The organism is Cobetia sp. D5, assembly GCF_035666195.1.
In the GTDB taxonomy this organism is placed as follows: Bacteria; Pseudomonadota; Gammaproteobacteria; order Pseudomonadales; family Halomonadaceae; genus Cobetia; species Cobetia amphilecti.
Window position 1 is genome coordinate 2323764 of the sequence record NZ_CP142020.1, and the last position, 24734, is coordinate 2348497.

Annotated in this window: 23 protein-coding genes; 11 read left to right on the forward strand and 12 right to left on the reverse strand. The window is 62.2% G+C overall.

The genetic code is table 11. The annotated features are described in order from the left end of the window. Nucleotides 1-104: 104 nt before the first annotated feature. The 5 genes from U0O11_RS09690 to U0O11_RS09710 all read left to right on the forward strand — a co-directional run bounded on the left by U0O11_RS09690 (nt 105) and on the right by U0O11_RS09710 (nt 4448). Nucleotides 105-623, forward strand: a complete 519-nt coding sequence (locus tag U0O11_RS09690) for a MarR family winged helix-turn-helix transcriptional regulator (protein ID WP_054557009.1) — start codon at nt 105-107, stop codon at nt 621-623. Nucleotides 624-737: 114 nt separating this feature from the next. Then, nucleotides 738-905 (forward strand): DUF2256 domain-containing protein, encoded by a 168-nt coding sequence (locus tag U0O11_RS09695; protein WP_107334636.1) that lies wholly within the window; start codon nt 738-740, stop codon nt 903-905. Then, nucleotides 892-2439, forward strand: coding sequence for a DASH family cryptochrome (locus U0O11_RS09700; protein WP_324689658.1), 1548 nt, complete (start codon nt 892-894; stop codon nt 2437-2439). Before U0O11_RS09695 ends, U0O11_RS09700 begins: the two co-directional genes overlap by 14 nt. Nucleotides 2440-2607: 168 nt before the next feature. Next, entirely contained in the window at nt 2608-3879 is a 1272-nt protein-coding gene (locus U0O11_RS09705; RefSeq protein ID WP_176677262.1) for an ATP-binding protein, read from the forward strand. A 32-nt stretch (nt 3880-3911) separates the two neighbouring features. Beyond that, complete coding sequence (locus U0O11_RS09710; protein ID WP_043336058.1) at nt 3912-4448, forward strand: response regulator transcription factor; 537 nt, start codon at nt 3912-3914, stop codon at nt 4446-4448. Between the two features lie 116 nt (nt 4449-4564). Here the strand turns inward: U0O11_RS09710 and U0O11_RS09715 are convergent, their stop codons facing one another. From U0O11_RS09715 to U0O11_RS09740, 6 genes are all read right to left on the reverse strand, one after another. After that, nucleotides 4565-5338: a 3-hydroxybutyrate dehydrogenase gene (locus tag U0O11_RS09715; RefSeq protein ID WP_054557012.1), complete on the reverse strand. Its 774-nt coding sequence runs from the start codon at nt 5336-5338 to the stop codon at nt 4565-4567. Between the two features lie 224 nt (nt 5339-5562). Then, nucleotides 5563-6981, reverse strand: coding sequence for an ATP-binding protein (locus U0O11_RS09720; RefSeq protein WP_324689662.1), 1419 nt, complete (start codon nt 6979-6981; stop codon nt 5563-5565). Then, nucleotides 6978-7640 (reverse strand): response regulator, encoded by a 663-nt coding sequence (locus U0O11_RS09725; RefSeq protein WP_279839985.1) that lies wholly within the window; start codon nt 7638-7640, stop codon nt 6978-6980. The genes U0O11_RS09720 and U0O11_RS09725 overlap by 4 nt, the downstream gene beginning before the upstream one ends. Before the next feature lie 147 nt (nt 7641-7787). Then, on the reverse strand, nt 7788-8678 hold the full coding sequence (locus U0O11_RS09730) for a hypothetical protein (RefSeq protein WP_324689665.1): 891 nt from the start codon (nt 8676-8678) through the stop codon (nt 7788-7790). Between the two features lie 325 nt (nt 8679-9003). After that, nucleotides 9004-9732: an LrgB family protein gene (locus tag U0O11_RS09735; protein WP_054557016.1), complete on the reverse strand. Its 729-nt coding sequence runs from the start codon at nt 9730-9732 to the stop codon at nt 9004-9006. Then, nucleotides 9729-10250, reverse strand: coding sequence for a CidA/LrgA family protein (locus U0O11_RS09740; protein WP_215822922.1), 522 nt, complete (start codon nt 10248-10250; stop codon nt 9729-9731). Before U0O11_RS09740 ends, U0O11_RS09735 begins: the two co-directional genes overlap by 4 nt. A gap of 323 nt (nt 10251-10573) precedes the next feature. On the opposite strand from U0O11_RS09740, the gene U0O11_RS09745 reads away from it, so the two are divergent. Next, entirely contained in the window at nt 10574-13759 is a 3186-nt protein-coding gene (locus U0O11_RS09745; protein ID WP_324689669.1) for a bifunctional diguanylate cyclase/phosphodiesterase, read from the forward strand. Nucleotides 13760-14079: 320 nt separating this feature from the next. Here U0O11_RS09745 and U0O11_RS09750 read toward each other — a convergent pair whose 3' ends face one another. Together U0O11_RS09750 and U0O11_RS09755 are read right to left on the reverse strand one after the other, a co-directional pair. After that, nucleotides 14080-14739 (reverse strand): HlyD family secretion protein, encoded by a 660-nt coding sequence (locus tag U0O11_RS09750; RefSeq protein ID WP_324689671.1) that lies wholly within the window; start codon nt 14737-14739, stop codon nt 14080-14082. 27 nt (nt 14740-14766) lie between these two features. Next, nucleotides 14767-15207 carry an arsenate reductase/protein-tyrosine-phosphatase family protein gene (locus U0O11_RS09755; protein ID WP_324689673.1) on the reverse strand — a complete coding sequence of 147 codons (441 nt, stop codon included), beginning with the start codon at nt 15205-15207 and terminating at the stop codon, nt 14767-14769. 362 nt (nt 15208-15569) lie between these two features. Here U0O11_RS09755 and U0O11_RS09760 point away from each other — a divergent pair, with 362 nt between their 5' ends. Further along, nucleotides 15570-16952 (forward strand): NAD-dependent succinate-semialdehyde dehydrogenase, encoded by a 1383-nt coding sequence (locus U0O11_RS09760; protein WP_324689675.1) that lies wholly within the window; start codon nt 15570-15572, stop codon nt 16950-16952. 234 nt (nt 16953-17186) lie between these two features. On the opposite strand, the gene U0O11_RS09765 is transcribed toward U0O11_RS09760, so the two are convergent. After that, the gene (locus U0O11_RS09765) at nt 17187-18053 is read right to left on the reverse strand and encodes a cation diffusion facilitator family transporter (protein WP_225346721.1); all 867 of its coding nucleotides are present in this window, start codon (nt 18051-18053) and stop codon (nt 17187-17189) included. A gap of 384 nt (nt 18054-18437) precedes the next feature. On the opposite strand from U0O11_RS09765, the gene U0O11_RS09770 reads away from it, so the two are divergent. From U0O11_RS09770 to U0O11_RS09785, 4 genes are all read left to right on the forward strand, one after another. Further along, entirely contained in the window at nt 18438-19367 is a 930-nt protein-coding gene (locus tag U0O11_RS09770; RefSeq protein WP_131432204.1) for a DMT family transporter, read from the forward strand. 95 nt (nt 19368-19462) lie between these two features. Then, on the forward strand, nt 19463-20569 hold the full coding sequence (locus U0O11_RS09775) for an endonuclease/exonuclease/phosphatase family protein (protein WP_324689680.1): 1107 nt from the start codon (nt 19463-19465) through the stop codon (nt 20567-20569). Nucleotides 20570-20656: 87 nt separating this feature from the next. Further along, complete coding sequence (locus U0O11_RS09780) at nt 20657-21421, forward strand: YiiX/YebB-like N1pC/P60 family cysteine hydrolase (RefSeq protein ID WP_324689682.1); 765 nt, start codon at nt 20657-20659, stop codon at nt 21419-21421. A gap of 116 nt (nt 21422-21537) precedes the next feature. Next, entirely contained in the window at nt 21538-22038 is a 501-nt protein-coding gene (locus U0O11_RS09785) for a DUF1456 family protein (protein ID WP_324689684.1), read from the forward strand. Between the two features lie 89 nt (nt 22039-22127). Here U0O11_RS09785 and U0O11_RS09790 read toward each other — a convergent pair whose 3' ends face one another. From U0O11_RS09790 to U0O11_RS09800, 3 genes are all read right to left on the reverse strand, one after another. Continuing rightward, nucleotides 22128-22463 carry a metalloregulator ArsR/SmtB family transcription factor gene (locus U0O11_RS09790; protein WP_279833316.1) on the reverse strand — a complete coding sequence of 112 codons (336 nt, stop codon included), beginning with the start codon at nt 22461-22463 and terminating at the stop codon, nt 22128-22130. 27 nt (nt 22464-22490) lie between these two features. Beyond that, nucleotides 22491-22904, reverse strand: a complete 414-nt coding sequence (locus U0O11_RS09795) for an arsenate reductase ArsC (RefSeq protein ID WP_324689686.1) — start codon at nt 22902-22904, stop codon at nt 22491-22493. A gap of 285 nt (nt 22905-23189) precedes the next feature. Beyond that, entirely contained in the window at nt 23190-24206 is a 1017-nt protein-coding gene (locus U0O11_RS09800) for a substrate-binding domain-containing protein (RefSeq protein WP_324689688.1), read from the reverse strand. Nucleotides 24207-24734 lie beyond the last annotated feature (528 nt).

Consider the following 24734-nt stretch of genomic DNA (forward strand, 5'->3'; position numbering starts at 1 on the left):
GTCTTGCTCGCTGTCGAAAGTGGTAACATCGGTAACCTGATCCGACCGCCATGCACTGTCGTGACAACGCTGGTCAGCCCCCTCACCGAGACAGGTAACTCTCGATGCAACGCACTGATGACACTCCCGAAGCGCGCGATGCCCTTGATGGGGAAGCCTCACAGGACACGCCCCGCTGCGAGCTGGATCTTGACCAGTTCCTGCCCTATCGCCTCAACCGACTGGCCGAGCGCACCAGTGAGGCGATGTTCGCCCGCTATGGCGAGCGCTTCGCCATCAATGTCGCCGAGTGGCGTCTGCTGGCCTGGTTGAGCCGAGGCGTGCCAATGACCGCGCGGGAAATCAGCCTGCGCACCCACATGGACAAGGTACGCGTCTCGCGCGCCGTCAAATCACTGGAAAGCCGTGAACTGATCCTGCGTCGCCCGAGCGAGCAGGACCAGCGTGCGCAGTTGCTCGTTCTCACCGCCGAGGGAGAAGCCATGCTCGCGGAGCTGATTCCCGAAGCGCGGCGTTTCGAGGATGAGCTGCTCGGCGCCGTCAATGCACGCCAATACCGTGATCTTCTGCTCACCATGCAGACTCTGGAGCGACAACTGGATCAACTGCCGGGCAGCGACTGAGGCAGGCATGCAAGGCGCTCATCAACTGAATGACAGGGGATTGCCTGGCCGCCATTTCGCATGACGTACAATTATGGTATAGGTTGTGTACTGTTTTTAAGGAGCCTTGCCAGCATGCATCGCAAACCGCACCTGCCCAGCAAGCCATGTCAGACCTGCCAGCGCCCCTTCACGTGGCGCAAGAAGTGGCAGGACTGTTGGGACGACGTACGCCATTGCAGTCAGCGCTGTCGTCGCAACGCACGCCAGCTGGCACGGGAGGCGCGCGATGACGTCCACTGACCCCTGGCTGGTATGGTTGAACGAGGACCTGCGCCTGGATGACAACCCGTTGTGGCAAGCCGCGCTCGAGGAGCGAGCCTCGCACCTGCTGGTCGTGCATGTGGTGGCCGAGACGACCTTTCAGCCCTTCGGCAGCGTCAGCCCCGGGGAGCCACGCCTGCAGCCGCTCAGCACAGGACGGCAACATGCCCTGCTCGGGAGCCTGGAATCGCTGCGCACGCGACTTCAGGCACTGGGCAGTGACCTGCTGATCCTCCACGGCGACGCGGCACAGCTGATTGGGCAACTGGCAAGGCAATATGGCTGCCGGGGCGTCATCACGCGCCGCGCCACGGGCGTGGTGGAACAACGCCAGCAACACGCGGTGGCAAGCCAGTGTCGCCTGCGGCAATTGAGCAGTGGTTTGCTGCTGGACGAAGACGAGCTGCCGGAACCACTCGCCGCACTCCCCGAGAGCTTCAGTGCCTTCCGGCGCAAGCTGGAGAAGGCCCGCCCGAGCCTCACCGACATGCCTGCCCCGCTTGACGCACCATCCACGCTCCCCGGTTGGCCAGAGGCCGCCCCTCGTGGCTTTCAGGGCACGGCCAGACTCCTGCTCAAGGCTCGCCAATGGCAGGCCGACACCCGTGGCGAATACACCTTTGCCCCCGGAGAGCCCGCCGGCTTGCAGCGCCTGCAGGATTACTTGAGCCCGGCCTTCGCCGGCCAGTACAAGACCACTCGCAATCGCCTCAGCGGCGCGGATTTCTCGACCCGCTTCTCCGTGTGGCTGGCACTGGGCTGTCTGTCGCCGCGGCGGATACTGGACGCGCTGCACCGTTTTCAGACCACACTGCCCGAGCACTGTGAACATCCGCAGGCTGCCTTCAAGGACAGCGACTGGATCCGCGTCGAGCTTTTATGGCGCGAGTACTTCCACTGGGATGCACGGCGGCTGGGCAGACACACCTTCACGGGCGAGTCCCCAGGCCACTACGCGGCTCAGCCGCAAAGCCATGCGCAGACGCCGGAAGCGCTTGAACGCTGGCAGACCGGAATGACCGGGATACCGTGGGTCGATGCCGGCATGCGTGAACTGGCGGCTACCGGCTGGCTGAGCAACCGCATGCGCCAGAACGTGGCGAGCTTTCTGGTCAAGGACCTTGGCGTGGACTGGCGCCAGGGAGCAGCCTGGTTCGAGCATCAGCTACTGGATCACGACGTCGCCTCCAACTGGGGCAACTGGCGCTATCTGGCGGGTATCGGACGTGATCCGCGCGGGGATCGCCACTTCAACATGATGAAGCAGGCACGCCAGCATGATCCTCTCGCCCATTACGTCAGCCGCTGGATACCGGAGCTTGCGACACTGCCCGCCGGCATGCAGCGCCATGCGCCCTGGCTCGCCTGGTCAAGCAGCACCGGCCGCGACAGATCAGCAGGAAGCTACCCGCGCCAGCCTCTCACGCATGTCGAGGGCTGGGAGGCCCATCTGGCCGACATCACACCGACACGCGTGACGCCCTGGCTGAGTGGCTCCTTCGAGCGAGGCTGATAACTTTGAACCACGAAGAGAGCGCCACAAAGCGGGTGCAACGAAGAGGGTGCAACGAAGAGAAAGCAACGCAGGGGATTGCATGGCGCCTTGGCGCTAACTGGCCGTCAGGGCTGCACTTTATGAGCCTTATTCACTATCATGGCCGCATTCCTCGCAGGAGTCGTCATGAATCAGCCGCTACCGCCACCACTGTCCACGCCGCACCGCAATCTCATTCGTCTGACCATCGCGCGCGGCATCACCTGGACCGGCTTTCTCATCCTGATCATCTTCGGGCTCGAGATCATCGGCTTTCAGCTCAATGTGCTGCCCGTCATCTCGATCATCATCGCGATGGGGCTGGTCAATGTCGCGACCTGGTGGCGCCTCGGGCAATCACACCCTGTCACCGACACCGAGAACCTGATTCACCTGCTGGTAGATATCGCCGGTCTGACGATGCTTTTCTTCCATACCGGTGGCTCCACCAACCCCTTCGTGCCCTATTATCTGGTGCCGGTGACCATGGCGGCCGCAACGCTCCCTTGGCGCTACGCCTGGGTGATTGCCGCGGTCGGCATGGGCTGTTACAGCTTCCTGATGGTGTTCTATGAGCCGGTGCCGCAGCTGGCGACCTATGAGCTGGGTGGACGCATCAGCCTGCATGTCATCGGCATGTGGCTGAACTTCGGCCTGTCGGCGTCGCTGGTGACCTACTTCATCTACAAGATGGCCCATGCCCTGCGCACCCGGGATCAGGCGCTGTCCACCACGCGTGAGGCCGCCCTGCGCAGCGAGCAGGTATTGGCGGTGGCCAGCCAGGCCGCTGGCACCGCGCATGAGCTGGGCACCCCGCTCTCCACCATGGCGGTGCTGCTGAGCGAGATGCGCGAGGATGCCAAGGACAGGAATGACCCTCAGCTGGAGGATGATCTTGCCCTGCTGCGCAGTCAGGTCGACACCTGCAAGCAACGCCTGCAGGCGATGGTCGCCGCGGCCGACCGCCGCCGCATGGAACAGCCCCAACCCATCAACGCTGCCCAGTGGCTGGAGGAAATCGTGCAGCGCTGGCTGGTGGTGCGTCCGGACGTGCAGCATAGCGTCGAGGTGACGCCCGGCGCTGAACAAGCCTCCATGCTGGTGGACACCACGCTTGAGCAGGCGCTGATGAACCTGCTCAACAATGCCGCCGACGCCTGCCCGGATGATATCGAGATCACCCTGGAGCAACGCGATCAGGAAGTGCTGATCGACATCCGCGATCATGGCGATGGCGTGCCCATGGCGGTGGCGGACCAGCTCGGTGAGACCTTCATCTCCACCAAATCCAAGGGCATGGGCATCGGCCTGTTCCTCACGCATGCCACCATCAATCGGTTCGGTGGCGGCGTCAGTCTGTACAACCACGAAGATGGCGGCACCTTGACGGAAGTGCGCCTCCCCCTTCATCTGACATGATGGCGGCAAAGACCGCCCAAGCGAGAACCCTGATGAGCGATGCAACCCGACTGCTGATCATCGACGATGATGAATTCTTCTGCCAGGTCACGGCGCGCGCCATGACGCGGCGCGGCTATGAAGTGGAAGTGGCCCGTGATGAAGCCCAGGCACTCAGCGTGGCACGCAGCCACCGCCCGGAGCTGATCACGCTCGACCTGAAGCTGGAGCAGAGCTCCGGCCTCAAGCTGCTGCCCGAGCTGATCGCCCTGCTGCCTGACACGCGTATCGTGGTGCTGACCGGTTATTCCAGCATCGCCACCGCGGTGGAAGCCATCAAGCTCGGCGCGGTCAACTACCTGTGCAAGCCCGCCGACGCCGACGAGATTCTCAACGCCTTCAACCGCGAAGGCGGCGACCCTGCCGCCGAGATCTCCGACAACCCGCCGTCGGTCAACCGCCTGACCTGGGAGCACATCCAGAAGGTGCTCAACGAGCACGATGGCAACATCTCCTCCACAGCCCGCGCCCTGGGCATGCACCGCCGTACCCTGCAACGCAAGCTGCAGAAGCGCCCGGTCAAGCGCTGAGACATCGGCGCTGCCAAGCAAAAGCCCTCACCATCCTTGCTCGCAAGCGCGAATCGATGGTGAGGGCTTCGTGTCTCTGCACTGTCTGGAATGAGCCGTTGCTCAAGGGTACGCCGTTACTGCGCCGTCCACCCCAGGTCCATGTTGAAGCTGGAGCCGGTCACTGAGCCTGCCTTGTCGGAGGCCAGCCATACCGCCATGTCCGCCACCTCGGAGGGATCGATCATGTGCTTGATCGCCGCGCCCTTGAGCATGATCTTCTCGATCACTTCATCTTCAGGCATGTCATTGAGCTTGGCCTGCTCGGCAATCTGCTTGTCGACCAGCGGCGTGCGCACATAGGCCGGGCAGATGGCATTGGCGGTGATGCCGCTTTCGCCCCCTTCCAGCGCAGCGGTTCTGGTCAGCCCCATCAGGCCGTGCTTGGCACTGACGTAGGCTGCCTTGCCCGGCGACGCGACGTGCGCATGAATGGACGCCATGTTGACGATGCGCCCATAGCCATTCTTCTCCATGTGCGGCCAGGCCGCCTGGATCAGGGTGAATGGCGCACTCAGCATCAAGGCGATGATCTGATTCCACTTGGCTTCGGGGAAGTCCTTGATGCGCTCGACATGCTGGATGCCGGCATTGTTGACCAGAATATCGAGACGCCCGAAACGGGACACGGCTTCATCCACCGCCGCGCGACACTGCTCGGCATCCGTCAGGTCGGCCTTGAAGAAGGCAGCCCCTGCCTTGTCGGCGACTTCTGCCCCCTCATCACTGAAATCGACTGCCAGCACCTGATGCCCGGCATCGCACATCGCCTGCATGATGGCGGCGCCGATACCACTGGCGGTGCCGGTCACCAGTGCAACACGGACAGGGGAAGACTGTTGTTCACTCATGCGAATCTCCTGACAGAGGGGAATGTCATGCTGCTCTGCAACATATAATGAAGATAGCGCTAATCTAGCCGTCTTTGCCACCCGACCATCGCCGAGTTGCACTCCCCGTTGGCATTATCGAGCGCCAGCCAGCATCACAGCCGCATGATGCATTCGACGCAATCATTGGCCTCCGCTGACGCAACCCGGCCGACAGGCGCTGTCCTGGACGTAACGCGAACCTGCTATGACGGGAAGCGAACCTGCACCAGCAGCCCCGGCGCCTGCGGCGTTCCCAAAGGGCTCTCCTTCAACGCCAGCGCTGCGCCTAGACGTTCGGCGAGCTCGCGCACGATGGAAAGGCCCAGCCCGGAACCTTGAGTCTTCTGGCCGGCCAGACGAACGAAGCGTTCAAAGACGCGCTCGCGTTCACGCAGCGGGATTCCGGGGCCCGTATCGGCCACTTCCATGCGCCATCCAGCGTCGTCGCGGCGGATATCCAGATGCACCTCTCCGCCTTCTGGCGTATAGCGCAGCGCATTGTCGAGCAGATTGCGCAGCAGCACGTAGAGGCCGTTCTCATGACTGACCAGCTGCGCGCCGGGTGCAACCTCGACATGCAGCTTGATGCCTCGCTGGCGTGCCATGGGGCCCAGGTCCCGCGCCAGCTCATGGGTCAGCTGGGCGAGATCGACTGGACGACGCGGTGCCTCTGCACCGCTTTCCAGCCGTGACAGGGTCAACAGCTGCTCCACTACCCGCGTCATGCGATTGACGCCATCCACGATCATGCGTGCCGAGCGCCGCGAGGCCTCATCCCTGGCATCGGCCTCCAGATTCTGGGCATGCACCTTGATGCCCGCCAGGGGAGTCCGCAATTCATGGGCGGCATTGGCCGTGAAGCGCCGCTCCTTGTCCAGGGTGTCCGCCAGGCGCGCCAGCAGCCCATTGAGGGCATCCACCATGCCGCGTATCTCGTCCGGTGCCTCGCTGGCATCCAGCGGCTCAAGGTACCCGGGTTGACGGGCCGTGATCTGATGACTGATGCGCAAGACGGGACGAAACCCCCGCGAGACCGCCACACCGATCAGCAAGGCGATCACGAGCAACCCGACCACCAGCGCCAGCACGTTGTGCAACGCAATCTGGCCAGTCAGTTCATCGCGCACATCTTCACGCTGGGCCGCCGTGACCCAGATGCCACTCTCGGGGAAATACAGCGTGAAGGTGAACCAGTCATGGTGATTGTCATGCTGCCTGCCATAGCCGGGCACCGGCAGGTAATCGAGCGCCACGGAGCGTGACGAGAGGCCAAGCAACGGCTGGCCCAGCGCATCCCACATCTGGAAGATCAGCTTGTCTTCATAGACATGTCCCAGCGGGGATTTCTCATGGCCATCGGCAAAGCTCAAGGAGGGCGGACGCAGGCTGAACTGGCCCGATGTCATCTGCTGCAACGTTTCCTGACGCTCGACCGGTGTCAACGACGCGAGTCGGGACTGATAGAGTCGCCCCAGCATGCGTGCATTCTGGGCCAGCTCAGCGTCGAACAGCTCATCAATCTGCTCGCGGGAATCGAAGTAGCTCCAGGCGGCGGCCGTCCCCAGCACGACCACGACGCCACCGATCAGGTTGCGCCGCAGGAAACTGCGGATGGATTTCACGTGAGTTCCCCCAGTCGATACCCCACGCCGCGCACGGTCTTGACCACCCCGGTGCCGAACTTGCGGCGCAGATGGTGCACATGTACCTCGATGACATTGCTCTCGACATCGCCATCCCAGCCATAGAGCTGCTCGACGAGCTGATCCCGGCTGAAGACACGACTGGGGTGCAGCAGCAGGAACTCCAGCAGATCAAACTCGCGCCGCCCCAGCGCGACCTCACTACCGGAGAGCGTGACAGTGCGGCCAGCCTGATCAATGCGCAACGGCCCCAGCTGCAGGCAACCGCTGGCCTGCCCGGCATGGCGCCTCACCAACGCACGCAGACGCGCCACCAGCTCGGCAATGTCGAACGGCTTGACCAGATAGTCATCCGCGCCGCCGTCCAGACCACGTACCCGGTCGCTGATGTCATCACGTGCCGTCAGGATCAATACCGGCAACGTCTGGCCCTGACGGCGCAGGTGACTCAAGACCTGCAGACCGTCGAGATCCGGCAGGCCAAGGTCCAGCACCAGCACATCAAAGGGCGAATGCTTGAGCGTGGCGGCAACGTTGGCGCCCTCCTTCAACCATTCAGTGCTCATGCCTTCGCGGCGCAGGGTATGGCTGACCCCCTCGCCCAACAACGGATCATCTTCGACGAGCAGAACTCGCATCTGGACTCCTTGAAATCGTTCTGATTCTGCCATGTCATATCGGGACATGAGGGGACATGAGACAAGACGTCCGCCACCGAAAGGTGACGGACGTTGCAAGCAAACTGCGGGATAGCTCATCGCCGGCGTCGATGGATCAGCCAGCCTTCACACACCGCTGCGTGCGCGACGCCCCTGGTGTCGGGCATGGCGCCACCTGGCCAGACGCGCCGTCAGCAGCATCCTCTGCTCGCGCAGCCCGAGCGCGCCACGCTCCAGCATGCGGCGCGGCCCGCCGATGACACGCCGCAGTGCCTCGCCCGCCATCAGCCAGCCATACGCGAGCGGGTGCCTGGCTCGCGCCAGACGCAGCCGGAAGATCAGCTTGCGCGCCTGACGCGCCACACTGACAGGATGATTGCCCTGATGGCGCGCCAGGCGCATCAACAGAGGGTCCTCTTCGCCGGTGATCAGCGCCGGGGTATGCAACCGGATACGTGAGTGATTCGCTGTCGGCAGCGGAACGAAAAAGTCGCCGTCTGCCTGCACGATCAGCTCCAGCAGCGGGCGTCGGCTATCCGCCGAGCCATGAAGCTCAAGACACTCCAGTACCTTGGCGCGCACCTCAGCCGGCCATCCCCCACGCTCGAGCACATGCCAGGCGCGGCCACTCTCCAGATGCCAGCGGCCATCGCCCGGCAGGCTCAGCAAGGTATCGGGGCACTCCGAAGCCGGGATGTTGCACAGTTGCGTGCATAGCGCGTCACCACTCACATCTGCGTGCGTCAATGACAGGCGGCGATGTTGCTGGCCACTCGGGGTGGGCAACAACCTGCACAGCAAGGCAAGGTCATCCCCCTCTCGCTCGACCAGAATCAATGCAGCCCCTGCCGCCGCCAGCTGCCAACAGAGCTCTCGACAACTGGAGGCCATCGGCGCCTCGACCAGTACACGATGCCCGGCAAGGCCAGCGGGCTTGAGCTTTGCAGCGGTGTGGGCAAGACCAATGCGGGCAAGACCAGTGCGTTCAAGAACTGTGCGTGCAAGAGAAGTGAACATGAGGGCTTTCCTTGGGTCGAGGCATTGCCAGACACAGAGGCGCGAGTGGATGCCACGCCTTGTGGACCTGCGTAGGAGCATGATCGATCAGCTCACTGACAGACATGTGGCAACGAGGTGACATCTCCACAAGACGTGCTGGCGATTGCCATGGCCAACACGCAAGCGCTGAGCTGAGCCATGGAGTGATCACCAGCATGAATGGCTGCGCTTAACGCAAACTTAAGCTCTCACAGGACGATGCCACGATAACGCTGGCCTTCCTGCTTCTTGCTCGCCGCTTGCTCACCTCCAGCTCGACTCTCCACCAATGCCCCTCTCATGCTCAGAAGCCGAAAAGCCTGACGATAGGCGGCACGATGAAGGCGGTCAGCAGACCGGTCAGCCCCATCGACATGCCAGCGAAGGCCCCCGCCAGCGTGCTCACCGACGAGAAGCAGAAGGCGGTACCGATACCATGCGCTGACAAGCCCATGGTGAAGCCCTTGACGGTATCGTCTCGCGCCCCTGCCAGTCGCATGACAACGGGGCCTACCACACAACCCAGGGTGCCGGTGAGCAGTACCAGCCCTGCCGTCAGCGAGGGAATACCGCCCAGTTTTTCGGCGATCCCCATCGCGATCGGTGATGTGACGGACTTGGGCGCCAGGCTCAAGGCCACCTGGGTATGTGCCCCCAGTGCCAGCGCCAGACCCAGGGTGGTGGTCACGGCAGTGACGATACCGACGCAACAGGCTGTCAGCAGTGGCCACAGCATCTGCTTGACCCGATCGAGATGATCAAACAGCGGTACCGCCAGCGCGACGGTGGCCGGCCCGAGCAGGAAGTGGATGAACTGGGCCCCTTCGAAGTAGGTGGGATAGTCGGTGTCCGTCAGCCACAGAAACCCGATGATCAGCGCGATGGAGACCAGTACCGGATGCGCCAGCGATGCGCCCCGGGCCAGACGATTGATCGCCGTCGCCAGCAGAAAGGCCACCAGCGTCAACAGCAGATGCAGCAACGGAGAAGCGCTCAGGTACACCCACAGGGCGTCCAGCGGGGCCAGATTCATGAGGACACCTCATCGGCGCTGGGTGACTTGCCCCCTGCTCCACTCGGCGTCGCAGAACCTCGATCGATCAGGCGCTGCAACAGCCAGGCCGTGACGAACTGGGTGACCGCGATCGACGCGACCAGCGTGATGGCGATGGCGGTGAGATCGCGTGCGATGAGCTCGAAATGGACCATCACGCCAACGCCCGCAGGCACGAACAGTAGCGACAGATGCGAGAGCAGGCCATTGCTGGCAAGCCTGAGACTGGCAGGCACACGTTCCCGCAGCAGCGCACGGGCCAGCTGACGTTGACCGAGGTCTCGATCCGCATTCTCGTCAACACGCAGCACTCCTTCCCCCTCTCTGTCCGGGGCAGGCAACAACCGTTTGCGCAGCCGCCCTCGCAACATCAACCCCAGCAGCAGGAACAACATTCCCAGTACCGGCCCCGGCACCGGAAGCAACAACGCACGCCCCGTCACCTCGCCGAGAAACTGGCAAAGCAGCAAGATGCAGAACCCCTTGATCAACGCCATTTCCTTACAGACTCCTCTTGACCGTGTCAGCCCGTCAGGCCGCCATGCTGACAATTATGTCACAGCCATCCCTGACGCCCTTGCCTCTCCCTCCCGGCATCCTCATGACCCCAGCGCCCTTGCTGCCCTCCGTGCTCTCAGTGCTCTCAACTCCCAACAACGGTGAGGCAACGCTTTACTGTGATAGTCTGCGATCTTGATCCCCCATCACCGTTACAGACAGGGAAGGCTGCGACACGATGCCAGATTCTCTCGGGCTTGATACATCCATTATTCCCAATTGGATCAAGACATTGCGGCATGAAGAGGATCATCAGGCCCTGATGATCCTTGAACTGGCTGCCGACCTGGCTGGCGCTCCCATTGCGATGATCAACCTGCGTGATGGCGAGCAGCTCAAGCGCTGGTTGAGTCTGGACGACAACGTGCATGAGTCCGTCCCCATCAACGATGCGCTGTGTGGCGCAGCGGTACTGCAAGCCAGTCCCCTCATCACGTGTGACGCCCGTCGACAACCGGAACTCGCCGGTTGCAGTTCGGTCCTTGCCGACGGCATTCGTTATTACATCGGCTTGCCCCTCAAGGCAGACAATGGCGAGATAATCGGCTGCATGAGCCTGGCGGACGCTGAGCCGCGGCAACAATTGCCCAGCCCGGACGTCCTCGTCCGGCTGGACAAGCTCGCGAGCCTGGCGACCGAGGCGCTGAAACGCCAGGTCAATCAAAGCTACCTCAATGCAGAGTTCGCAGACAGTCAGTCGCGGGCCAGCTGGATATTGCGCAGCATTTCCGATGGCATCATCGAATGGAAAACAGGCAACGAGAGACTGACCATCTCTACCCGCCTGGAAAACCAGTTGGGGTATGAAGCCGGCACACTCGATACCGCACTCGAGGCGTTGCATGAGAGAGTCGCGCCCGACATGCGTGACGACTTCAAGGCCTTGATCAACGCCAAGCGACTGAGCGGGACGCCTTTCAATTGCGAGTTGCTGATCCGCACCCAGCAGGGAGATCATCGTTGGTTTGAGCTGCGCGCTCAATTCGAGGTCAGAAACGGCGCGCCCTACCGCTTCATCGGCTCATTGCTGGATATCCATCAGCAGCATCTGGCCAAGGATGCCCAGGCCGACAAGCTGCGCCGCTATGAACGTCAGCAAGCGGCCTTGATCGAGCTCGGCAACACCCGCCACGATGAGAACGCGCAGCTCGACAGCCTGCTGCCGTGGTTATGTGAGCAAGTCGCCAAGGGACTGCAGATACGCAAGGTAAGCTTCTGGTACATGAATGAAGACCGCGACTGCCTGTCGCTGGCCCATGTCCATGATGCGTGGGTCCCACCGCCGCAAGATGCCACGCATAACACAGTCCCCACTCGCCTTACCCGCACCCAGAACCGGGTCTATTTCGAGGCTCTGGATGCCGGTCATGCTCTCGCCCTGGCCGATGTGACCAAGGCCAACCAGGAATTGCTGTTTGATGGCACCTTCCGCTGCAGCGTGAAGGCCATCATCGACAGCCCGATCCGTGTGGCGGGCCAGGTGGTGGCCGTCATCTGCTGTACGGAAAGCAATGCCCCACGCGAATGGGCAGAGGATGAGCAGGCGTTTCTGGCCTCGGTGGCGGATCATATCTCACAGCTCATGACCGAATTCGAGCAACAGGCCTCTCAGAAGCGCCTGCGAGCCAGCGAGCGACGCTACCGCGCCACCTTCGAGCACTCCGCTGTCGGCATGGCGCACCTGAGCACCAGTGGCCAGCTGTTGCGCGTCAATCAACGACTCGAGAGCATCCTGGGCTACACCGCCGCCACCTTGTCGCAGAGTGTGATACGCGAACTGATCGAGCCGGAAGACCTGGAAAGCTTCCTGCAGCAACATCAGGCGCTGATCGAGCAGCGCAAGGACTTCTTTACCCAGCAATGCCGCTTCATCCATGCCTCAGGCAACTCGGTGCATGCAGAGATCAGTGTCTCTGCGGTCGAGGCGACGCCAGACCAGGATGGCTATACGCTGCTGGCGCTGATCGACAATACGCTCAATCACACCATGTCGCAGCGCATGGCTCACGAGGCCAATCACGACAGCCTGACGGGCTTGCTCAATCGCGGCGCCTTCAAGCGTGAACTGACGACACTTTGCGATGATGCACGCGCCACTCGCGCACTGCATTGTCTCGCCTACATCGATCTGGACCAATTCAAGGTCGTCAATGACACCTGCGGCCACTCGGCCGGCGATGCGCTATTGATCCAGCTGGTCGACGTCATTGCCGCCGGATTGCGCAAGCAGGATCGTCTCGCGCGCCTGGGAGGGGATGAATTCGGCTTGCTGATGCCAGACATGTCGCTGGACGCCGCCGAGGCGCTGCTCGAAGAGATGCGCCAGTCCGTCACCAACTTCCGATTCATGTGGGAAGACAAGCTGTTCACCATCAGTACCAGCATTGGCCTCGTCAGCATCGACAGCAATCACAACGACCCGCACCAACTGCTGAGTGCCGCCGACGCTGCCTGCTATGAAGCCAAGGATGCCGGGCGTAACCGCATTCATCGCCACAGTGAATCCGGTGACGAGGTAGCTCGGCGCATGCAGGAAATGCACTGGCTGACAGAAATCACCGCGGCCATCGAAGAACAGCGTCTGGTGCTTTACCAACAGCCGATTGTCAGCACCCTCGCCACTGCACAAGCTGACAACGCAGAGCCTGGCAACGACCCGCACTGCGAGCCGCTCTGCGAGCTACATTACGAAGTGCTTGTGCGCTTGAAAGGCCGGGACGGCACCATCATTGCGCCGGGCGCCTTCCTGCCTGCAGCGGAGCGTTATGGCCTGTCAGCCGCCATCGATGAACATGTCATTCGCCAATACCTGAGCTGGCTGACGGCGCACCCTGAGCATGCCCAGCGACTGACCATGGTGTCACTCAATCTCTCCGGGCATTCCATCAGCAGCCCGAGCTTTCGCGACCTGCTGGTCACGCTGGTCCGCGACAGTGGCATCCCGGGTGACAAGCTGTGTTTCGAGATCACCGAATCCGTCGCCATCACGCGGCTGGGCGACGCTCGTGCCTTCTTCGAGGCACTCGGCGCACTCGGTTGTTCCTTGGCGCTGGATGACTTCGGGAGTGGCGTGTCCTCCTTTGGCTACCTGAAGAACCTGCCCGTCGACTTCCTGAAGATCGATGGCGCCTTCATTCGCGACATGGACACCAACCGCGTCTCCTACTCCATCGCCCGCGCCATTGCCGAGGTCGCGCGTGAAATGGGCATGAAGACCGTGGCGGAATTCGTGGGAAGTGCGCAAGTGCTCGCCTCCGTCGCCACCATCGGCGCCGACTATGTGCAGGGCTATGCGCTGGGCATGCCGGAGCCACTCGAGACACTCGCCATCTGCTCCAATACCGATGACGGCCACGGCAAGGGGCATGCTGAGGGCAAAGGCTCCAGCCCGATCTCACGGGTCAATGACGCTCGCGTGGCGCAGCCTCTTGCTCCCAAGGCCGGCTGAATCAGGGCTTGCCGAATCAAGGCGGAGCGCGGAATAGAGCAGAGCGCGGCATTTCCTCGAAACCACACAAAGCCCTCTTTCCAAACCCTCTCCATAAGCCCTGTATCCAGAAGTCCGCTCTCCAGAACCAGACCAGAGAAGCCCAGCCTCCGAGCGGCAAACGCCACTCGGAGGCTGGGCTTCTGTGCTCTTATTCAGAATGCAGCATGCAGGGTGCAGGGTGCAGGGTGCAGGGTGCAGGGTGCAGGGTGCAGGGTGCAGGGTGCAGGGTGCAGGGTGCAGGGTGCAGGGTGCAGGGTGCAGGAGGGAGAATAGCGGTATCAGAAACCGGATTCGCGACGCCAGACTCCCACCACTTCACGCCAGGTTCGACTCAACAGGCTGCGCGGCTCGGTCTCTACGTTGACCATGCCGCGCCGGCCAGGCATCGAGAGTGCCAGCGCCTGCGAGAAGTCCACTGGCTCAAGCGTGACCCGATAGAGGCTGCGCATCAGTTCCAGCTGCCCTTCCTCGCCCTCGCGAACCTTCAACTCCCCACCGTAGGGCGCGGCCATTTCTGGCTGCTCAAACACTGCGACTGCCTGAGGTTCGATGCTGACCACGCGCATTTCCAGCGGCTTGTCTACTGGCGCCAGCGGATAGAACCAGGCATTGGCACCTTCATCGACACGCAGCACCTCTTCCTCTTCCACCCAGGCCGTCAGGGTCACCTGCCGGGGATTGCGCAGCGTCATCACCCGCTCCCCTTCACCGACCCAGCCCCCTTCTCGCAAGGCAGGGTTGAGCGAGTGCACCTTGCCGGCGAATGCCGCCTCCAGCTGACCGGTCGCCTGCTCGGCTTGCAGCGCGCTGACCCGTTGGCGCTGCACGTCCAGATCGGCCTGCACCACCGGGCTATCCTGCAGCAGCCTGCGTTCCAGACCACTGGCGGAGCGACGCCAGTCCAGCTGCTCCACGCGACGCTCGGCGGGAAAATCCATAAAATATTTTTAAAAACAGAATATTGATTACATCAGTTTCTTGACCCACAGCGCAGCCGCTTCCACCAGCTTCTGGTGCGCATGGCGGAAGGCCTCTTCGCTCTTGCGATAGGGATCGGGAATCTCTTCCCCCTGGCCGCCCGCCAGCCAGCGACCGAACAGCATCGTCTTGCCACTGACCTGCGGTGCCATCTGGTTGATGGCGCGGCGGTGGCCATCGCTCATGACCAGAATCAGGTCTGCAGCCGTCAGCATCTCGACCGACACCTGGCGCGCACGATGCTCATCGAGCTCGAGCCCTGACTCGAGGGCGAAGCGTGCTGCCGTGGGCTCGACCGGGTGATCGACCAGTGCGCCCACACCCGCCGAGTGCACCGTCTTGCCAGGCAACGCCTGCTTCAGCAGTGACTCGCCGACCGGACTGCGACAGATATTGCCGGTACACACCACCAGAATATTGTTGAACACGCTGACTTCCTCTTCCTTGTGACGCTTGCACTCATGTTGATGGCCCGGCGCGCGGCAAGCTTGGCCCCGCACGGACGTCAGACGCCCATTGTCGCATGCTGGCAGCCTGTTCGGCAGGCTCACATTTGACCGCTTCGCGATCGAGCGCTGATGACACCTTTGGCTTTTCAAGGGCCAGCAGCGTGCTCATATGGCAACACTGAGGTGACCCGACGCAATAGTCCCCAGCCCCTTGAAGACCTCAGGCAATATCTCCAAGTCCTGATGTGTAGCCAATGAAGTGACTGGCTCAAGGGCCGATCTCGACCCCTCGCGATCCCCATTCAGTCACTTGCTGAACCAGCACCCACCAGGGAGGCAAGATGAGCAACAAGACACTGACCGCGTCCAATCCGGCCAATGACAAGGTTCTCAAGGAATACGCCACGCTGAGCAAGGAAGAGGTTCAGCAGAAACTGGAGCAGACGCACAAGGCGTATTCGAGCTTCAGCCAGACCACCGTGCAGGATCGTGCGCAGCGCCTCACCGTTCTGGCGGACCTGATCGATGAGCATCAGAAGGAAATCGCCACGCAGATCGCCCATGAGATGGGCAAGCCCTATGATCAGGGCATCAGCGAGACGCAGATTTCTTCAAGCATCGCGCGCTTCTATGCCGACAACCTGCCCAAGCTGATGGAAACCGAGCAGCGTGATGTCAACGGCGCCGTGCGTGCCAAGATCGTCAAGGACCCCATCGGCGCCGTCCTCGGCGTGATGCCGTGGAACTATCCGCTCTATCAGGTCATCCGTTTCGCGGCTCCGGCCCTGGCGGGCGGCAATGTCTGCCTGATGAAGCACGCGTCCAATGTCCCGGGGTGTGCCGATCTGATCACCCAACTGTTCCACAAGGCCGACTTTGAAGAGGGTATTTTCACCTGGTTGCCGGTGGGCTCGGAGATGATCGAAGACATCATCAATGATCCTGTCGTGCAGGGCGTCACCCTGACCGGCAGTGAAGAGGCAGGTCGCAAGGTCGCCGAGCAGGCAGGCGCGGCGCTCAAGCCAAGCGTGCTGGAGCTGGGCGGTATCGACCCGCTGATCGTGCTGGATGACGCCGACATCGAGCGTGCGGTGGATCTCGCCATCGCCGGGCGTTTCGACAACACCGGCCAGAGCTGCGCCGCGTCCAAGCGCCTGATCGTCGACAAGTCCCTCGCCGAAGACTTCTCCAAGCGCCTGATCGAGAAGGTCAAGGACATGCGCATGGATGACCCGATGAGCGAAGGGGTCGATATCGGCCCGATGTCTCGCAAGGACCTGCGCGATGACCTGCATGACCAGGTCCAGCGCGCCATCAAGGCAGGCGCCAAGCTTGAATGCGGTGGTGAGATTCCGGATCGCGACGGCGCCTGGTATCCGCCGACGGTGCTGACCAATGTCACCCAGGGCAATCCGGCCTTCAATGAAGAACTGTTCGGTCCGGTCGCCTCCGTGGTGGTCGCCGACAACGAAGCGCATGCCATCGAGCTTGCCAACGACTGCCCCTATGGCCTGGGCAGCACCGTGGTGGCCAAGGACGACGAACGGGGTGAACGCGTCTCTCGTCAACTTCAGGCCGGCATGAGCTTCGTCAACCGTCCGACCACGCCCTTCGCCCAGCTGCCCTTCGGCGGCGTCAAAGGCAGTGGCTATGGCCGTGAGCAGAGCGAGTATGGCTTCGGTGCCTTCATGAACATCCGCACCGTCTATGTCGCTGAGCACTGAGAGGCTCAGTCCTGACTCGCCAAGCACTGGCCGCTGAGCGTTGAGGTGCAACGCGACGCTGAACAGCTAAAGAGGCTGAAGAGCTGAAGAAACTGCAGCGGATGATTCACTCCAGTCCCTTCGCGGCAACGAACAACGCCCCGCTTCTCAGCGGGGCGTTTTGCGTCAGAGATTCGCATGCTTGCCCTTGCGATATTCCCTCCCTCAACCAGCGCGCTGATAGCCCTCATCACATCAGCGCGTCACGCAGCCCTGCAGGCATGCCTCACCTTCCAGCTGAACCGTGACGTGCGAGATGTCATGGCCGTCGCGCAGATAGGCCTGAACACGCTCCAGCACATCGCCGGGCACGCTGGTGGCGGCCACGACGACGTGCAGGCTGGCAATCGGCGACTGAGGCGTCAGCCCCCAGAGATGCAGGTCATGTACGCTCTCCACGCCCTCAAGCGCCAGGACGCCCGCCTGGATATCGGCATGGTCGAGCTGCTCAGGCGTGCCTTCCAGCAAGGTGTGCGCCGACCGCTTCACCAACGACCAGGCACCGCGCAATATCAGCACCGCCGCGAGCACTGACAACAGCGGGTCTGCCTGATTCCAGCCGGTAGTCATGATGATCAGCGAGGCGACGATGGCTGCCACCGAGCCGAGCAGGTCCCCCATCACGTGCAGTACCGCGCCGCGCAGATTGAGGTTGTCCTGATCGCCCTGATGTAGGATACGAAATGCCGCGATATTGACGACAAGTCCGAGCACGGCGATGGCCAGCATCGGCCCCGCCAGTACTTCGGAGGGCAGCCAGAGCCGCTTGATGGCGGCCACCACGATCGCCGCCCCGATCACCAGCAGGGTCAGGCCATTGACGAATGCGGCCAGCACCTGAAAGCGTGCATAGCCGAAGGTCAGCTTGCGGGTCGCCGCCCGATGCCCGAGGCGAAACGCGCCCCAGGCCAATGCCAGCGACACGGTATCACTGAGCATGTGCCCGGCATCCGCCAGCAGGGCCAGTGAGCCCGCGACCAGCCCGCCGACCACCTCCGCCAGCATGAAGCCGCCCGTCAGATACATGGCCAGCTTGACGCGTCGCTCGCTGTCGGCGGTCACCTCAGGCGCATGATCATGGTGGTGCCCGTGTGAATGACCGTGCGAATGATCATGTGAGTGGCCGTGTGAATGAACGTGTGAATCGCCATGCGAGTGACCGTCTGAAGGGTCGGAACCATGGGAATGATCGTGAGCGTGCTGCCCGGAAGGCTCATGCGAGGGATCGCGAACCTCATCTTGCGGTGTCGATGCCATTCAACCTCCGGCCATCCAATGAAAAAAGAAACGTGTCTGCATGATGCGCAGCGTAACGTCGAAAGTCGCGCGGCTTTCAAGACGCATTGGCGGATTTTCGCGTTCCGATAAAGGCCAGCAGCCACTGCGCCAGCTTGATAGGATAGTTATCACTTGCGAAGCAACGAATAAAGGATTCCCGCCTTCCCCATGAGCCTCTCCTCCGAGACGACCCCCTCCCGCTCGCCCCTCAAGGCCGATCTGCTGCTCCTGCTGGTCACCATCATCGCCGCCGCCGGCTGGATATTCTCCAAGGAGGCGATGGCCGGCATGCCCCCTCTGCTGTTCATCGGCAGTCGCTTCCTGCTTGCGGGGCTCATTCTGGCCATCTTCGATGCGCGCTCACTGGGACAGCTATCCACCGCGCGCAAGCTGCGCGCCAGCGGCGTCGGTGTCCTGTTCGGTGGCGCCATGGCCTGCTGGTCGCTGGGGGTCGCACTATCTGATCAACTGGGCGTGATCGCCTTCATCAACAGCTTCGGCATCCTGCTGGTGCCGGTGCTCGCACGACTGCTGTTCAAGGACAGACCGCCGCTGAGCACCTGGATCGCACTGCCCACCGCCCTGCTCGGTTTCGCCCTGCTCGGCATGGGTCAGCCCGGCGCGACCGATGGCTTCACCATCGAGCCCGCTCAATGGCTCATCTTCGGCGCCGCCTGCCTGTTCGCACTGGTGTTCAACTTCAATTCACGCCTGGTGCGCAATATCCCGGCCCTGCCGCTGACGGCCATCCAGCTGATGACCACCGGCGTCACCTGCCTGATACTCTCGGCACTCAGCGAGAGCTGGCCCGCAGGCATCAGTCTCGACATCCTGAGCTGGTTCCTGGCCAGTACCCTGATCGCCAGCACGCTGCGCTTCTTCCTGCAGATCTACGCACAGGGCCTGACCACGCCCAGCCACGCCTCGGTCATCCTGATGCTGGAAGCGGTCTGGGCCGCCCTGATGTCGGCCGCCTGGTTCGGTGAGCGCATGACCCTGATCCAGATGACCGGCTGCGGCCTCATCTTCACCGCCCTGTTGATCAATCGCTGGCAATGGATCTCACGCCTGTGGCGTCAGCGGCGGGTTGCCTCGTGAGAACAGCGTCCTGACTTGAGTGTCAGGCATGTCGCCACCATGTCTGACGCTTGAGCGTTCGACTTCCCGCCCCATTCTTTGCCACCGGAGCCACCATGATCCCCACGCTACTCGGCGTACTGACGCTGCTGATGGCAGCCTTCACCCTGCTGCCACTGACGCGTATTCGCCATTGGTCGGTGCGCATCATGGATTTCCCCCGTCTGCAGCTGGCCGCCTTGTGGGCGATGTTGTTGATCGCCGACCTCGCGGTGTCCGAGCTCTCCTTCGGGCTCAGGGTGTCTCTGGCCGTGATCGCCGTGGCCGGACTTGTCTATCAGGCACACTGGATCGTGCCCTATACCCGCCTCTTTCCCTGCGAGTCCGCGCGCACCAGACAGCACGACCGGCAGCGTCAGGTCCGCCTGCTCACCGCCAATGTCCTGACCAGCAATCACGACAGTGACAAGCTGCTGGCCATCGTCGAACGCGAACAGCCCGACGTGCTGGTGACGCTGGAATCCGATGACTGGTGGCAGCAGCGGCTCGACGTGCTCGAGGCGGATAGCGAGCAATACGGCTATACGCACACCCTCAAATGCCCGCTGGACAACCTCTATGGCATGCATGTCTATTCACGCCTGCCACTGCATGACGCCAGCATCGATTACCTGGTCGAAGAGGATGTGCCGTCGATGCATGCGCAACTGGAACTGGCCAGCGGTGACCGCGTGCGAGTGCACTTCCTGCACCCGGCGCCGCCCAGCCCGACCGAGAATGACGAGTCATCCGAGCGGGATGCCGAGCTGATCATCGTGGCGCGCAGCGTCGCCGACAGCCAGCAACCGGTGATCGTCACCGGCGACCTCAACGACGTGGCTTGGTCTCGTACCACGCGCCTGTTCCGCAAGCTGTCCGGCCTGCTGGACCCCCGCGTGGGCCGTGGCATGTTCAACACCTTCCACGCCAACATTCCCCTGCTGCGCTGGCCGCTGGATCACCTCTTCCATAGCGAGCATTTCAGTGTGGTGCGCGTGGCGCGCATGGAAGCCTTCGGCTCCGATCACTTCCCGCTGCTCACCGAACTGGCGCTGACGCCCGCCCAGGACACCGACGAGACACTCGATGCCCCGGAGCCGGACGCCGACGACCAGGCCGAGGCCAGCGAGACCGCCAGTGACGAGAATGTCAGTCATCAGGACGTGCCGAAGCCAGGTCGCTGAGCGCGACATGCCTGAGATGGCATTTGGCTGAATTCTCCAAAAGGTCCCAGACTGGCTGATGAGGGTTGAGCCATACGGGAGGCAGGCATGCGAGGACTCGACTGGCTGGGCACGCGGCTGGCGCGTCATCTCACGGCGCCGGGCCAGCTGCCGGCGCATCGCGCCACGTCATCACCGGAAAAGCTGGCTGCCACCCTGCGGCGCGGCGATGTCCTGCTGGTCGAGGGCTCCTCGCGTATCAGCACCGCCATTCGCTACCTCACTCAGTCGACCTGGTCTCACGCCGCGCTCTGCGTGCGCACGCCGCTGGACAGCAGAGGTCGCCCGGTCAGGGGCGACTGCCTGTTGGAAGCGGACGTCACCGCCGGGGTGCGCCGCGTCCCCCTCAACCATTACTGGCATCAGCACACGCGCATCTGCCGCCCGGTCGGACTCACGGAGGAGGAGATCAGCGCGTTGATCGCCCATGCCGAGGCGCGGCTGGGCCATCAATATGACCTGCGCAACATCGTCGATCTGGCTCGCTATCTGATTCGCACACCACCGGTGCCAAGCCGCTATCGGCGCCGCATGCTGGCACTGGGCAGCGGCGACCCGACCCGTGCGATCTGCTCATCGCTGATCGCCGAGGCCTTCCAGGCCGTGCGCTATCCCATCCTGCCAGACAGTGACGTCCTGCCCTCCAGCGACCCGGCATGCCTGCACTGCTATCAGGAATTGCTGCATATCCGCCATCACAGCCTGTTTGCACCCTGCGACTTCGATATCTCGCCCTACTTCGACATCATCAAGCCGACCCTGTGCGCCGGATTCGATCCCCATCGCCTGCAGTGGAGCGAACCGCCCGCCTGATCTGGTATGCTGCGCGCCATCCGCGGCCTTGCTGGCCGGCACCTGGGCATCAGTTCTGCTGTGCCGACTGAGCCGCCTGCCGCCCATTGACACTCTTCACGACCGGAACCACGCCCGTGACCAATAACGACATCATCCGTCGCCTGCGCTACGCGCTGAACCTCTCCGACACCGACATGATCAACACCTTCGCTGCCGCGAACCACGAGGTCTCACGCGCCCAGATCAGCGATTGGCTCAAGCGCGATGATGATGAGGCTCAGCAGCGCATCAAGGACATCGACCTGGCCAGGTTCCTCAATGGCCTGATCAACGTGCGTCGCGGCAAGCGCGAAGGCGCCCAGCCGGCGCCTGAAAAGCGTCTCGACAACAACGTGATTCTGCGCAAGCTCAAGATCGCCTTCGAGCTCAAGGATGACGACATGCTCGAGCTGCTGGCATTGGCCGGTTTCGAGCTGATCACCAAGTCCGAGCTGTCTGCCTTCTTCCGCAAGCCCGATCATCGCCACTACCGCGAGTGCAAGGACCAGATCCTGCGCAACCTGCTCAAGGGCATCGAACTGCGCCATCGTCGCCATGACCCCGAGACCGAGCAGCACGCCGTCGATCCGGTCTGATCAGCCCCTGATGTGCTCTCAACAAGAACGCCGCCCCGGAATCCGGGGCGGCGTTCTTGTATAACGGCAATGGCGGTACCAACAGCGGCTCAGCATTCGCGGTTGGGGCGCCCTTCCATGGTGGCCAGGCGCGCCAGCAACGGTGCCATGCGGTGCTGACTCCCTTCCGCCGCCGCGACCAGCGCCGGCAATACCCAGGACGGCAGGTCAGGCATCAGACGGTAGTAGACCCATTGTCCCTGGCGGCGATCCAGCAGCAGACCGCAATTGCGCAACTGGGCCAGATGGCGCGATACCTTGGGCTGCGACTCCTGCAACACGTAGGTCATCTCGCATACGCAAAGCTCGCCTTCTGCATGGATAAGCAACATCAGCACAAGGCGCGTATCGTCGCTGAGGCATTTGAAAAGACGTGTCGGGGTCAGAAGAGACAATGCAGAATTCCACCTGATTCAATGATGTGAGCGTGCCGCCAACCACAGCTGCAAGCGCGTGCGAATTTCGTTCAAGGCCCGCCCATAGGACACCGCAGTATCCTCATTGCGCGGGTCTTCGATATCCCAGAACAACAGCTCATCGGTCTGGCCATCCCACTGGCGACACTGCTGCTGCGCCTTCTGACACAGCACGATGACGGCATCAAAGGACTGAGAGCGGTAGCGATCGATCGACTCGCTCGCCAGACCTGAATTATCCACCCCGGCGCGCGCCAGAGCGGCCAACGCATGCTGTTGCGGGGCATCAGGCGCGACACCGGCACTGAAGGCGTCAAACTCGTCCCCCGCCATGTTGCGCAGCAATGCCTCCCCCATCAGGGAGCGGGCAGAATTGGCATTGCACAGAAAAAGCACTCGCTGTTTGGACATGACTCATCTCCAGAGCTGCAATTTTACCTTACCATAGGGTCGCATATCAGAAGTACCGCGCTTGTATAACAAACTGATGTCAGTAGCCTTTCAGGCCTCGGCGCCCCACCTTCAGAACACTTTCTGCAACAAACCCTGCAACAACACCTGCAACAGAGCCTGCAACAGACGCGAACGGGCCAGCGCAGTGACCGGCAACTGCCAGACACACCACGCCAGCCCGCGAAGATCGCCACTCGCTGCGTTCACGATGCGCTCGACCGCCGCACCGCGTGGCTCACGTCATCAGCCCTGCAGGTCCGAAAGCGTCAGGGGCTTCCTGTCGGCGACGGCTTGACGCGCCGCCTTGCGCGCTTCTTCGTGCGCCGGAATCAGGCCGATGCCTTTCAGGTAGCCCAGGTTGCCGACCATCTTCTCGCTCATGAACAGGTCCGCGTAGTCATACATGATCGGGGCTTCTTCCGCGTGCTGATTCTTGATGTAGAAGAACATGGTACGTGCGACCGGGTAGGTCTCTTCCGAGATGGCCTCGGGAGACGGGGCGATGCCGTCGATGGTCGCGCCGCTCAGCGAGTCTTCGTTCTCCTCGAGGAAGGAATAGCCGAAGACGCCGAAGGCCTCGGTGTCTTCCGACAGCTTCTGCACGATCAGGTTGTCGTTCTCGCCGGCCGGCACGAAGACGCCATCGTTGCGCACCTTGGAGTAGCCTTCGCCACCATAGCCGTCCATCTCTTCGGTGGCGGCTTCCAGCACCAGCTCCTCAAAGGAATCGCGCGTACCGGAAGTGCTGGGCGGCCCATAGATGGTGATCTTGCGGTCAGGCAGGCTGGAATCGATCTGGTTCCAGCGGGTATAGGGGTTGGCCACCAGCTTGCCATCGACCGGAACCTGAGCCGCGACCGCCAGCGCGATCTGCTCCAGCGTGAAGGCGGCTACGTCGTTGGTGTTGGACTGCGCGAAGGCGATGCCGTCATAACCGATGAAGGCTTCGGTGATGTCGGTCACGCCATTTTCCTGACAGCGCTCGAATTCGGAGGCCTTCATGCGGCGCGAGGCGTTGGTGATATCCGGGGTGTTGCTGCCGGCACCTTCACAGAAGAGCTTCATGCCGCCACCGGAACCCGTGGCCTCGATGACCGGAGTGGGATGATCCGTGGTGACACCGAACTCTTCCGCCACATAGCTCGAGAAGGGATAGACGGTGCTGGAACCGACGATGCGAACCTGGTCACGTGCTTGTGCACTGGACACGATAGCCGCAGAGGCGATCACGAAAGCGAGCTGCTTGAGAGGGCGATTCATTGCGGTGCTCCGATGCATTGATTTATATGAATAAGCATATATTTGGTAGCGCAATCCCTCACGACTCCGCTACCCCGGTTGGCGCGACACCTCGCCAATCGCCACATGCCAGTGATGAGAATCACCCTCGGCATGCTGAACACGTATCTCGATGACAGGCATGTCGATAAATACGCATAGGCATATATGAGCATCATTTTATTGCAGCCGCGTGACATCTCCGCTGAGGATCCTGCCGCGGGCTGCCTTGTCTCTCTATCCCTTCTCCTTCTCCTTCTCCTTCTCCTTCTCCTTCTCCTTCTCCTTCTCCTTCTCCTGTCGCCTGTCGCCTCTGTGCCTTACCTTCGGCCGAGACAAGGCACCAACAGAAATGGCCTGATCTACCCGGCACTCGTGGGAAGATCAGGCCATCGAAACAACAGCGTGCGTGACAGGGCATCACTCGCTTGCCACTGGCGAGCCCCTCCTCAGCGCTTCTGACGGGAGCCCGAGCCCTGGCTAGCGGCTAGCGGCCAGCAGTTAGCAGCT

Bases quoted from the DNA above. Each gene is read 5' to 3' on its own strand.
- U0O11_RS09690 (WP_054557009.1), top strand. From the start codon at position 105: ATGCAACGCACTGATGACACTCCCGAAGCGCGCGATGCCCTTGATGGG.
- U0O11_RS09695 (WP_107334636.1), top strand. From the start codon at position 738: ATGCATCGCAAACCGCACCTGCCCAGCAAGCCATGTCAGACCTGCCAG.
- U0O11_RS09700 (WP_324689658.1), top strand. From the start codon at position 892: ATGACGTCCACTGACCCCTGGCTGGTATGGTTGAACGAGGACCTGCGC.
- U0O11_RS09705 (WP_176677262.1), top strand. From the start codon at position 2,608: ATGAATCAGCCGCTACCGCCACCACTGTCCACGCCGCACCGCAATCTC.
- U0O11_RS09710 (WP_043336058.1), top strand. From the start codon at position 3,912: ATGAGCGATGCAACCCGACTGCTGATCATCGACGATGATGAATTCTTC.
- U0O11_RS09715 (WP_054557012.1), bottom strand. From the start codon at position 5,338: ATGAGTGAACAACAGTCTTCCCCTGTCCGTGTTGCACTGGTGACCGGC.
- U0O11_RS09725 (WP_279839985.1), bottom strand. From the start codon at position 7,640: ATGCGAGTTCTGCTCGTCGAAGATGATCCGTTGTTGGGCGAGGGGGTC.
- U0O11_RS09730 (WP_324689665.1), bottom strand. From the start codon at position 8,678: ATGTTCACTTCTCTTGCACGCACAGTTCTTGAACGCACTGGTCTTGCC.
- U0O11_RS09735 (WP_054557016.1), bottom strand. From the start codon at position 9,732: ATGAATCTGGCCCCGCTGGACGCCCTGTGGGTGTACCTGAGCGCTTCT.
- U0O11_RS09740 (WP_215822922.1), bottom strand. From the start codon at position 10,250: ATGGCGTTGATCAAGGGGTTCTGCATCTTGCTGCTTTGCCAGTTTCTC.
- U0O11_RS09745 (WP_324689669.1), top strand. From the start codon at position 10,574: ATGATCCTTGAACTGGCTGCCGACCTGGCTGGCGCTCCCATTGCGATG.
- U0O11_RS09750 (WP_324689671.1), bottom strand. From the start codon at position 14,739: ATGGATTTTCCCGCCGAGCGTCGCGTGGAGCAGCTGGACTGGCGTCGC.
- U0O11_RS09760 (WP_324689675.1), top strand. From the start codon at position 15,570: ATGAGCAACAAGACACTGACCGCGTCCAATCCGGCCAATGACAAGGTT.
- U0O11_RS09770 (WP_131432204.1), top strand. From the start codon at position 18,438: ATGAGCCTCTCCTCCGAGACGACCCCCTCCCGCTCGCCCCTCAAGGCC.
- U0O11_RS09775 (WP_324689680.1), top strand. From the start codon at position 19,463: ATGATCCCCACGCTACTCGGCGTACTGACGCTGCTGATGGCAGCCTTC.
- U0O11_RS09780 (WP_324689682.1), top strand. From the start codon at position 20,657: ATGCGAGGACTCGACTGGCTGGGCACGCGGCTGGCGCGTCATCTCACG.
- U0O11_RS09795 (WP_324689686.1), bottom strand. From the start codon at position 22,904: ATGTCCAAACAGCGAGTGCTTTTTCTGTGCAATGCCAATTCTGCCCGC.
- U0O11_RS09800 (WP_324689688.1), bottom strand. From the start codon at position 24,206: ATGAATCGCCCTCTCAAGCAGCTCGCTTTCGTGATCGCCTCTGCGGCT.